Below are 11,800 nucleotides of genomic sequence, written 5' to 3' on the forward strand. Positions count from 1 at the left end.
TATAAAATTAAATCAATTTTTCAAGGTAATACAATATTATAAGTTCAAATAAATAGTGATTTTAAAAAATAACTAAATATAAATAGAATTTCAAATAAACAAGATATTCTAAAATGCCAATATAATTCAATGAAAATAATTAGTGATTTATATGGGATTTTGTAAAAAAATTTTGTATAATATTCTTACCAATTTTGGAGGAATTGTCCTTGACAGTTGAAAATATAGTGCTCATCATAGCTTATTTTGCCATGGCGAGCTACTATATCTTGTTAGGCATTAATTTATTAATATATTAACAAGTTATGAAGTCGAAAAAGAAGAATAGTTTGGATTATCCTAAATTTTCTAATTTGATGATTTGAGAATTCAAATGACAATTAGCTTTAATAGGCATTTTATATCTTCTTTTTTTACTCATAATAATTTTTAACCACCATTCACCTTTTAACAGTAATTTTATTAGAGTTTGTCAAACCTCCGAATGAAGTTTTAATAGTATATTTACCAACTTTAAGATTTTTAGGCAATTTAAATGTTACAATACCTTTTTTATCAGTTTTAATCTTATAGGTTTTGCCTTTGAAATTGATTTTGACAACCTTTTTGGCAAAAACCTTACCGTTGGATTTAAGGACTTTAACTTTAAAGCTGGCAGTTTTTTTAGCTTTTTTAGACATGTTTTTAGTTATCAGAGTTGTTTTAACAGTGATCTTATCTTTGACTTTAACGCTGTCATATTGAGTAGTTATAGTGTATTTTCCAGGTTTTTTATTGATTTTTAAAGTCGCATATCCTTTTTTATCGGTTTTAACAGAATATGTTTTCTTATCAATTGTGAATTTGACATATTTTCCGACAGCCAGCTTGCCGTCTGCACCATATACACGTACTTTAAAGTCTTTGGATTGCTTGTAGTATTTTGTCAAGTCTTTTGATACAATTTTGGTTTTTGGAATTATTTTAACTTCCATTTTACCGTTTTCAAATGTGAGTTTCACAAACCCGTCCCTGTCAGCTTTTACTGTGAGATTTCCGGGAATATTCAAAGCTGTGAAATTGGAAATGTTTCCGTCATTTTCAATAAGAAGAGTGTTACATGTAACTTTAATAATATCTCCTTTTTTGACGAAATCATTATTGCATGTTGCATTAAGGACAATCCAGTTGTTTAAGCTATTGATTTTATCAATCTGTTTATTCGGCAATATGTCTCCCCAGAAATTGTAGTCTGCAACCACATTTCCTGAATACGGATAAAGAGGACTTCCACCGCCAGAATTTAATAAAAATGAATATTTTATTGTTCCATTCTCTCCAAACCACATTATATCTCTTCCAAATATATCTCCGGAATTGACGAATTTGGAATACAATATTGTACCGTTGTCTGCCAACCAGCAGATTGCAGCTCCTCCCCAGGCATTATTATTTAAAAATTGACTTTCGAAAATATTACCTGAATCTCCTCTCCAGCAGATTGCTCCACCATAGTTTGGATATCCTACTCCGTTATTTTTAAAGACACATTTGCTGACTGTACCGTTGGTAGCATTCCAGACAATAGCTCCGCCTTCATTGACTTTGGCACCCATTGGTCTGATTCTTACAGTATGCCAGACGTTTCCGTTTTCATCAACCCATGTTTCTTCCTTGTCAAATGGATCATCTTCAATTCCGCTTCCCCTGTTATTTGTAAAGTTACAGTTTTCAACTACTCCGTTTGCTCCGTTCCAGTAGATTGCTCCACCGCCCGCATCATTTGAGAAGTATCTTCCATATGCATTTCCGTTAATGAAATTGATATTTCTGATAGTGACGTTATCTGCAGTGACATTGAACATTCTTGACAGCTTGTTTCCATCCAGAGTATGGCCTGCACCGTCAATGGTTATAGGTTTTGAGATTAATATTCCCTTATTTGAGCCATTTACAAATTTGTAATCGTCATCCAGTACTAAAATTCCGCCTTCAGGAGTGTTATTGACCAATAATTCCAAATCAGCAAAAGTATTTAATGGTGCGAATTTGACACAGGAGAAATCGACATCATACCATGATTCAATTAATGATTCATTTTCAATGAAGACCTCTGTTAAAGTCATGTTTCGGGAATTCAGGAACAAATCATTTTGATTGTTTTCAATGAATTTGGAGTTTATAAGCTGTCCTCCATCGCCGTTCCATGCAATTGCTCCGCCGGTGTGACCTGCTTTGTTATTTTTGAATTTGGAATTGGAGACACTGATATTGTTTCCCCATGAAACTGTTATAGCACCTCCGGTAAAATCAGCAGAATTATCGCAGAAATTGCAATTGTCAACAGAGATATCATTTCCACATAAATACAGTGCTCCAGCTTCGCTGTTGACTGTCATGATGTGAAGCTGTCTTGGATCATATCCGTCCCCATCAGTCAAACTAACATCGGCTGCAGTTTTTACAGTATTGTTTTTGAAATTGCAATTTGAAATACATCCATAATCACCCCTCCAAAGGACTGCTCCTCCGGCAGATGACGCTGCATTGTCTGTGAAATTGCAGTTAAGCAATACTCCATTGTTTCCCCACCAGGAAATTACACCACCTGCAAGGCCGGTTGTTTTACCGTTGACAAAATTGACGTTTTTGATTGTAACGTTATCTGCCTTAACCCAGAAAACCCTTTCAACATCAGATGCATCTATTGTATGACCATTACCGTCGATTGTAATGGAATTATTGATAATAATATGTTTTTGAGAAGTGTTTATGCTTTGATAGTTATTATCTAAGTTAACAACATCCCCATCATTTGTAAGATTGATTTTGTTTGCCAAATCATCAATATGGGACTCACTGACTGTCTGATTATCAAGTGCACTGACGCCTGAAATTGATAAACAGATTAAAGCAATTACTGTTAAAATAAAAATAAATTTTTTCAAAAAATAAAACCTCCTTTAAAATCAGTTAAATGTATGTTAAAAGAATAAGTTATATTTTTTGATAGTAGTGCGGGGGACGGGACTTGAACCCGCGAAGGGACTAACCCACTAGGCCCTCAACCTAGCGCCTTTGACCGCTCGACCACCCCCGCTATAAAACAAAAGTAGTTATTAATGAATATATTTTTCAAGTTATATATACTTAACTATTTTTCACATGTTTTTATAGTAACTTCCATGATTTTTTCATTTTTTAAATCTTCAATAAGTTTAGTGTCAAGGTCACGTGCAGCCTTATCGGAATTTACCATCAGAGTCCTTGGACATGTAAAATCGCTTTTTCTAATAACAATATCTGTGGGATGTGTCAGACTCAAGTCCTCATGACCATAGCCTACAATTTCATCATATCCGTTTTCAGTTTTAAGTTCAACGATTATTTTTGTGTTGGAATCAGCAATCTGATCCTTTAAATCCTGTGGAAAGTCCAGCATGGTCTTATCCATATCCACTCCAACAATGCAGTCCCCGCTAGGAGTCAAATACTGATCTTTTGTTATCTCAAATGTAGACTTATGTCTTGAAGTAACATTCTCATGACCCTTAGCTAGAATTTTAAAAATCATAAATAATAATTTGTAGCGAAAATTTATAAAATTATTGCTGAAAAGCATCAGGATTTTCTATATCATTTAATGAAAGAACTGCCCAATAATTTCAACAGTTGAGAGTATAAATATTAAAATAATAAATCGTTTTGATGATAAAATTAAAGTTGAATTAAAAAATCAGCAAATTAAATAAAGTAATCTACCATAAAAAAATAAAATAAAAGAAGTTTAGTTAAAAACTTCTATTTTTTGACAGTTATGGTATTTGTTATTGAAGTCTTGCCGTAAACTGACTTGATTTTATGTTTACCAACCTTTAAATTCATTTTGATAGTAACAGTAGCTATTCCTTTCTTATTTGTTTTGGCAATGTATTTCTTACCGTTGATTTTGAAGGTAATCTTTTTACCTTTAAGGACTTTGCCTGCACTGTTTACAAGTTTGGCACTGAATTTAGTGGTTTTGCTTTTCTTTTTAGAGATGTTTTTAGCAGACAATAGTTTTTTAACAGTAATCTTATTGGATACCTTAACTTTACCGTAGCTTGCAGTTACAGTGTATTTTTTAGCAGGCAGTTTAACAGCAAGTTTAGCATAACCGTTTTTATCTGTTTTGACTTTGTATGTCTTGCCGTTTACCTTGAATGTTACAGTCTTACCTGCACCGACAGGAGTTGCATTATCTGAATAGATTCTGACCTTGTAGTTTGTTTTAGCTCCATAATAGTTAGATACATCCTTATTTTCCATTATCCTGCTGTAGATTACAATTTTGTTGGATAATGACTCTCCGGTGGCCGGATTTTTACAGGAAATTGTGTATGTTCCGGGATTGATGTTGATGTTGATTCTTGCAATACCGTTCGGAAGTGTGGAAATGCTATATGATTTGGAACCAATCTTAAAGGTCACTTTTGCATTAGATAAAGCCTTACCTTTTGAATCAGTGAATATTGCAAAATACTGTGTAGCAGTACCATAGAGTTTTACGACATCCATTCCTTCAACGGTCGGCAGAACACTTACGCTGACATTAGCTGAAATGCTTCTGTATCTTTCGTTACTTGAGAATGTGATTTCAGCAATGTAGTCTCCGGAAGCAAGATTAATATCAGCATATGCAATACCTTTGCTGTTGGTTGTTACTTCATAGTGTTTTGAGGCAATTTTAACAGTTATATCCTGATTTGCAAATGGTTTTCCATTTGAATCTTTAAGAATTATTGCCATTTTATCGCTGCCCCCGTAATATTTTGTGAAATCGTTTGCAGTTAAATTAGCATCCAGATAACTTTCAACTACCCTAAAAATGCCGTTATAGCTGGCCGGAGTGTAGTTTTCATTTCCGTCATATGTTACAGTGTAGGTGTAGTTGCCTGCAGCCATTCTACCTAAAACCATAGACCCTACACCATTTTTAACATCAATATTATATGACCTTGTTCCGACTTTTAAAACAACTGTTGAATTTAAAGCTTCATCGTCATTTGAATACAATGTGATTCTGCACATTACTCTTTCTGTAATGGTGACATCATTGATTTCAACGTTCATGAGAGATTTTTTCTGAGTGACATTTAAAATAAATGTAGCATCAGATGAGTAATAGTTCTTATCACCTGCATATCTTGCAATGACCTCATATTCTCCAGTATCCATAGGAGCAATATACCATGTTGCAACGGAATCTGAAATCGCTTTGTTTCTTGGTGAGAAATAACCTGTCATACTGAATGATAAGCTTCCGGTAGCATTTGGACTTAAATCAGCATAGATTCTAATGTTTTCACCTAATGCAACTTCTTTTACATACATTGAGATTGTAGAATTTGCCTTATATACTGAAAATGAAGTTGAGTTTGAAGAGTCAATATAGTAATCATTTCCCAAATATTTTACAGTCAAATTGTAATTTCCAGCGTCAAGACCTTTGAAATTATAAACAGCCTTTCCGTTTGCAATTGTTACCTCTTTTGTTAAATCACCGATGATGAACTGAACAGTTCCTGTTGCATCACTGTTTAAATCAGCAGCAGCAATTAAATCATCAGCATAAGGTGCACTTTTAACGGATATGTTTAAATCGGATGCTTGTTCTTTAACATAAAATGAAACTTTTTGACTCACAGGATTGTAATTGCCGTCTCCACCATATGAAATATCAACTGAATAATTTCCTTCATTTAATTTGGACAAGTTCAATACAGCTTTGCCGTCAGTTATTTTTTCCTGATATGTTTTTGAGCCTACAACAAATGTTATAGTTCCAGTTGCATTTTTCAAACCGCCTACAGTGATAATCTGATCAACGTAAGGTGTAGCGGCAGGAATGTCAACTATTAAATCCAAATCGGATTTTGAAACTTCAAATGTGTTTGATTGAGTAATATTTATCAAATCGTTAAAGTAAACTGCTTTTACAGTGTATTTACCGGCTTTTAAACCTGAAAGATCATATTGTGCTTTTGAATCTGTTATATCACATATTACTTCAAGATTGTTTTCTATAATGAATCTGACTTTTCCTTCAATTCCTTTTGCAAATTCAGCTTTGATAATCTCAATATCACCATATGAAATGTTGTCTGCTGTCAGATTGAAGTTAACGTCATTTACTTTTATTGTATTTGAAATTGTTGAGTTTTTATAGGTTACTGTGATATTATAAGTGCCTGAAGGCAGGTTCAATTTGAAATAACCGTACCCGTCATCGTTGGTAGTAATGTTGAATACCTCTCCGTTGAAGCTGACTGAAACCTCTCTGTTAGGCATTGGAATACCGGTCAGTTCAATTAATCTGATTGAATAGTTAAAGTCATTATATTGATATCCTGTTGAGTTTTCACCGATGAATACAAACTCATCGTCAATTCCCAAAGTTGTATTCCAGGTTGCGCCTTCATATTTTTCATTCCCTTCATAAAATACGAAGATATAATTTGTTCCCTTGTCAAATGTGACTTTAAACTCGCAGGATCCTTTGGTCAGATTCAAATAATAAACATTATAGTTTACGTAAACGCCAACAACACCGCTGCAGGTATTTGGAGTGGTTTTAACAGTAATTGTACCATTCAAATCATTTTCATTTTGATGAACGTCAACTGTTAAAGAGGAAGGTGTTTTCAATACATTGAATGAAGTTGAAACATTTACAGGATAATATCTCAAATCTCCTTCAAATATTAAAGTAACGTTATACTGTCCTCCCGCCAGGTTGGATAATGTAATGTTTGTGACAGTATCATCAATGAATATTTCATTGCTCTCTCCGTTGATTATCAGTGTCGCTTCACCCCTGAGAGTTGCAGGACTGACTGAAACTGTTACAGTGGCATTTTCACCGACATGAATATCACCGGCAGTTATGTTGATTTCTGTTTCATATCTTGTTACATTTAAAACAGCGCTGGCCTTTTTGGAGTAATAGTAATTTGTTTCAGCAAATTCAAGAGTTATGTTGTACTGGCCTTCAGCAAAGTTGTTTAAGGCAATGCTGGTATTTCCGTTATATAAATAAACAATCTTTTTCCTGACTCCGTCAATATATAGAATTGCCTGACCCTGAACTCCACTTGGAAGCAGAGTAGCTATTGCGGTTCCCCTCTGACCCACTTTGATTTCAGGAATTGTTAAAGCTAAATCTACTGACTGCTTTTGAATATGAACAGTAGTGTCATTGAATGCCTTGAAATAGTTTTCATCACCATCATAGATGATTTCCATTTTGTAGTCCTTTGGAATTAAACCTGATATTTCGCCTGATGCCCTGCCGTCAGTTAAATTGAGAATGTATGTTTTACCGTCAATCTTTAACAGAATATTTCCGGTTGGAATGCCGGTTGGTGAGATTACTTCTACGTCAACTGTTAAATTATCCCTGTAGGTGATGTTGTCTGAAACGTTGAACCGAATTTCTGTTAATACTTTTCCCACATCCACAAGTGCTCTCTGGGTGAAACCTTCCAAATCAACGTTAACTTCATACAGTCCTTTGTTTTGAGTATAATTGAAAATGAAATTGGCATTGCCGTTTACAAGCTGTTTTTTATAGGATGCCTGATTTGTGCTGAAAGTTACATTGAAATCCGGAAGCAGACTTATTTGAGCTATATTGTCTATATTGTTTGTTAGAAATGCTTTTAATGTAATGATTTGTGAAATATTTAATTTTGAATAGTCAGGAGTTACTTTAAACATTATCCATGAGCTGAACTCATCCACATTTACCCTTAATTCATCTTCATAAGGATTGTTGTTTGTATCCCACCAGTTATTTTCCAGAGATGTGATGTCTCCTCCGTTTACATAGACATCTCTTGATATATCGTCATGACAATAGTTATCTATAAATGCGTTATAAGTCAGATTAAGGTTTCCGTTAGTGTAGATATTAGGAGATCCTTTTGTTACACCACTTTCATAAACGGCAGTATTGTTTTTAAAGATATTCCCATACCCTGTCAGGAGTCCTGCGTTATATACTGCACCAAAAACTGTGTTGAAGTTTGACCTTCTGATTGAGTTGTCCTTGATGATGGAATTTGTTAATGTAAAGTTTCCTGCATTGTATATTGCTGATCCTTTACATTCCTGAAGTGCAACGGAGTTTTGAATAACCCCATTGTCAAAGAATAAAACTCCATCATTGGCTATTGCTGCACCATATCCGAAATCAATGCTTTTTGATTTGGAAAATGATGAATTTCTGATAACCGCTTTACCTTTATTGTAAATGGAACCTCCATATGAAAAAAGTCCGGATGTGGAAAGTGCAGTATTGTTTACGAAATTTGAATTTACAACAGTCAAATCACCGAAATTGCTTATTGCACCACCATAAATATATTTATCAACACTTCCATAATGCAAAACACTGTTTTCAAATGTGCAGTCTTCAATTGTTACTGTAGCATTTTTTATATCTATTGCTGCGCCGTATACATTATTGTTATAAGTAGCATAGTATGATTCAGGAGATTTATACGCATTTACAAATTTAATGTTTTTAAATCTGACGTTGACGTTATCTGAAACTATAAATAGATAATTTCTGTTCTGCCCGTCAATGACAGTGTTATCGCTTCCGATTATGCTGACGGATTTGTCAATGGTAATTTTTGAGTTTCCATCACCTTTATATATGCCGTCTGACAAATAGACAGTGCCGTTGTCGCAGGCTATATCCAATGCCTCTTTAATTGTTGAGGCAGATGCATTATCAACTTGAATCATGTTAATATCACTACTTAAGTAATTTTCACCGCTGCTGTTTGAATCTGAGGAAATGTCTGATGCATTGACGCAGGATAATGTCAGACAAATTACAGCAATGAAAAATATTAACATTACTTTATTCATTTTCAAATTAGATACCTCGTTTAAATTAATTTATATTAAATAATTTATCAATTATGTTTTAATTTATGAAAAAGAAATTATTTAAAAGTATCTAAAATAATCATTATAAAAAAAGAAAAAGAGTTGTTTTAAAACAACTAAACTATTCAAAATGGGATTCTTTACGTCTAATTCCAATGAGCAACAGTATAATCACGGGTATTATAAAGAAAACTGACGGAATGAACTTGTTGATTTCATTTTTCTCTTCAATTTCATAAACCTTTTTGCTGACACTTGAAGATTCACCTGCAGCTGAAGGTTCCAGACTTGCAGTTGATTTGGACTGACTGGCTTCGGAATTTTCACCGGCATCTGAAGGATTTGCATCAGTGTTATTTGAAACAACACCATTATTTTGTCCGTTGTAGGAAGTGGTATTCACATCACCGCTGTTGGTGTTGGAGTTCATGAAATTCATCAGTGCTTCCTGTAAAGACATTCTTGTTCCAGATGATTTTCCGTTTCCTCTGCCGTCATTTTGAGACTCACCTGACTGCTGATTTGAATCATCATCACCGGACGGTGTAGTCTGCTGATTGTCCTTGTCATCTCCACCATTAGTTTTGGAAGAACCCGGAATCAACGGATTAAAATTGAAATGATTCGGATTATCAGTTTTAATATTGCTTCCGTCAATATTATTGGTTGTTCCTTTGGTATTGGTCGGACTTGTATAATCAACATCGTCCCCATTGTCAACATTGTTGTTCTGTTGTGCATTATAATCAAATGCTGTAACTACACGATTATTATAGAATTCCAAACCTTCATGATTATTTATATCCCAATATTTATATCCGTTATTGCTGTTTTCAGCATTCGGATTATATGATATCAGGAGATTGTTTGAAACGATTGAATTTTTAGAACTTATAATTGAAACGGAATAAAAACCGTCACTTCGCACAGTATTGTTCTGAATATTGTACTGATGATCACCGGAAGTTGACTGACGATAACTTACACCGTAAATATTATCATTTATAGATACATCTCCGACACTGTGAACTTCGATTGAATTGTTCTGAATAATTGAATTTGAATCCTGGGATTCAATTCCTGCAACCAAAGCCCATTCATGAGTTCCTGCAAGCCCAGTAACATTTATCTTATTCTGTGTAATTGACAGGGTTGTTTCCCCGTAGAAATTCTGGGAATATATTCCGATATTCGGACCGTTTGAAAATGAATAGAGATCATTTTTTGTGATGTTAACATCACTGATAGGTCCTGTTATCTGAATAGGGTATGCAGTACCTGCTGCCAGTTTACCTCCAGTAGTTATAATAGTTATATTGTTTTTAGCAACTGTCAAATTATTCAGATTGTAGATATCCAGTCCGTAAATGTAGTTTTCAGTACCAGGATATGTCAGAAAATCTGTCATGTAAATTGAATTATTGTAAATTAAAGAATTGTCTGATTTACTTATCAGCATGGTATCAAGTGAAGGATATCTGCAGTCTGTTCTTTTATTTACTTCGGAATATAATTTGTTTCCTACAAAAATGATATGGTCACAGCCTTCAATACCAACTGTCAGTACCAAATCGGATGCAAGTTCAGCACCGTCTGCACCGAAAATAATATCCTTAAGAGGTAAAGCTGAAACAATAGTATTGTTTTCAACCAATGCATCTTTACAATCAACTAGTTTTAATGCACAATTATAGACGTTTAAATCATTGTTGTGTCCTTCAAAATTAATATATGAATTAATAATCTTAAGATTTTTTAAAGCTTTATTTTTTTGACCTTCGGCATAAATTCCATATGCACCGACATTAGTCGGAACCACATAGTTTATGTTGAGATTTGATAAGCATACGTTATCAGATACAACTTCAATCGCTGCCCCGTCATTGTTTGAAAAATCACTATCCAATTCAAGATTTAGATTTGAAAGTGTTACATGATTGGAAATTACCTCAAAAACAGTGTTTTTTAACTGGAAATCATTGCCTTTAATTGTTACGTTTTCAACACCAATGACCAGTTTTCCAAGATTTTCAAAATCCTGTGTAAAGATTATTGTCTTATCTCTGCACATTGACTTTAAAACACCTTCATCGAAATAATCATCAAAATTGTCTGAATTAATATAAATCGTATTATTCATGACCAAATCAGGTTCATCCGGAACTTCATCTTCAATGATTTTTAGTGGAGTATCATCCGCGATACTTAAAACATCATCAGTTTGATTTTTTAAAACATCAGACATCGTCGTGTTGTCCATTGCTGAAACAGAAGAACATGATAATATAACACAAGCAATTATTAATGCAAATATTAATTTCAAACCATCATCTATACCTTTCACCTCCCGAGATTTAATAATCCCAATTACAAATTCCAAATTAAATTGAAAATTGCTAAAAGGTATTAGATATTATGTTTTAAATTATTTATAAAGTTATCTTTATAAATTAATCAAATGAATTAAAAAAAAGAAAAAAAGTTAGTGAGAAAATAAATTCCCACTATTTAATTGTTATTTTTACAGATTTGCTTGAAGCTTCGTAGGATTTGTCACCATCAAATGATATTTTAGTGGTGAATTTACCTTTTTTAGTTATTTTAAGGCTGAATGTTGCCTGACCTTTAGCATTGGTTTTTGCTGTGTAGGTTTTACCATTGATTTTAAGGGTGACTTTTTTACCTGCAGCGAGGTATGTTTTACCATCGATGGATGATCCTTTGATGGTTTTTAAAGTTACTGTGTATTTTTTGGTTTTGGCAGTAGCTTTGAATGTTTTTGCGCTTGCAGATATTGATGTAGTCTTCTTGTTAATGGTTACCTTATGTACTGCCATGGATGCATTGTAGTTCTCATCACCCAGGAATACTATTACAAAGG

Annotated in this window: 5 protein-coding genes and 1 tRNA gene; all 6 read right to left on the bottom strand. The window is 33.7% G+C overall.

What is annotated here, in order from left to right; translation table 11 throughout:
• Positions 1 to 440 precede the first annotated feature (440 nt).
• Entirely contained in the window at positions 441 to 2,927 is a 2,487-nt protein-coding gene (locus QZN33_RS05810) for a hypothetical protein (protein ID WP_296790011.1), read from the bottom strand.
• Between the two features lie 68 nt (positions 2,928 to 2,995).
• Positions 2,996 to 3,079, bottom strand: a tRNA-Leu gene (locus QZN33_RS05815).
• 54 nt (positions 3,080 to 3,133) lie between these two features.
• Entirely contained in the window at positions 3,134 to 3,553 is a 420-nt protein-coding gene (locus QZN33_RS05820) for a DUF371 domain-containing protein (protein ID WP_296790012.1), read from the bottom strand.
• A 227-nt stretch (positions 3,554 to 3,780) separates the two neighbouring features.
• Positions 3,781 to 8,898 (bottom strand): Ig-like domain repeat protein, encoded by a 5,118-nt coding sequence (locus QZN33_RS05825; protein WP_296790013.1) that lies wholly within the window; start codon positions 8,896 to 8,898, stop codon positions 3,781 to 3,783.
• 142 nt (positions 8,899 to 9,040) lie between these two features.
• Positions 9,041 to 11,263: a right-handed parallel beta-helix repeat-containing protein gene (locus tag QZN33_RS05830; protein ID WP_296790014.1), complete on the bottom strand. Its 2,223-nt coding sequence runs from the start codon at positions 11,261 to 11,263 to the stop codon at positions 9,041 to 9,043.
• 160 nt (positions 11,264 to 11,423) lie between these two features.
• A complete protein-coding gene (locus QZN33_RS05835) occupies positions 11,424 to 11,756 on the bottom strand; it encodes a hypothetical protein (RefSeq protein WP_296790015.1) in 333 nt (110 codons plus the stop codon).
• Positions 11,757 to 11,800 lie beyond the last annotated feature (44 nt).

This window comes from uncultured Methanobrevibacter sp. (assembly GCF_900314615.1).
Lineage (GTDB): Archaea > Methanobacteriota > Methanobacteria > Methanobacteriales > Methanobacteriaceae > Methanocatella.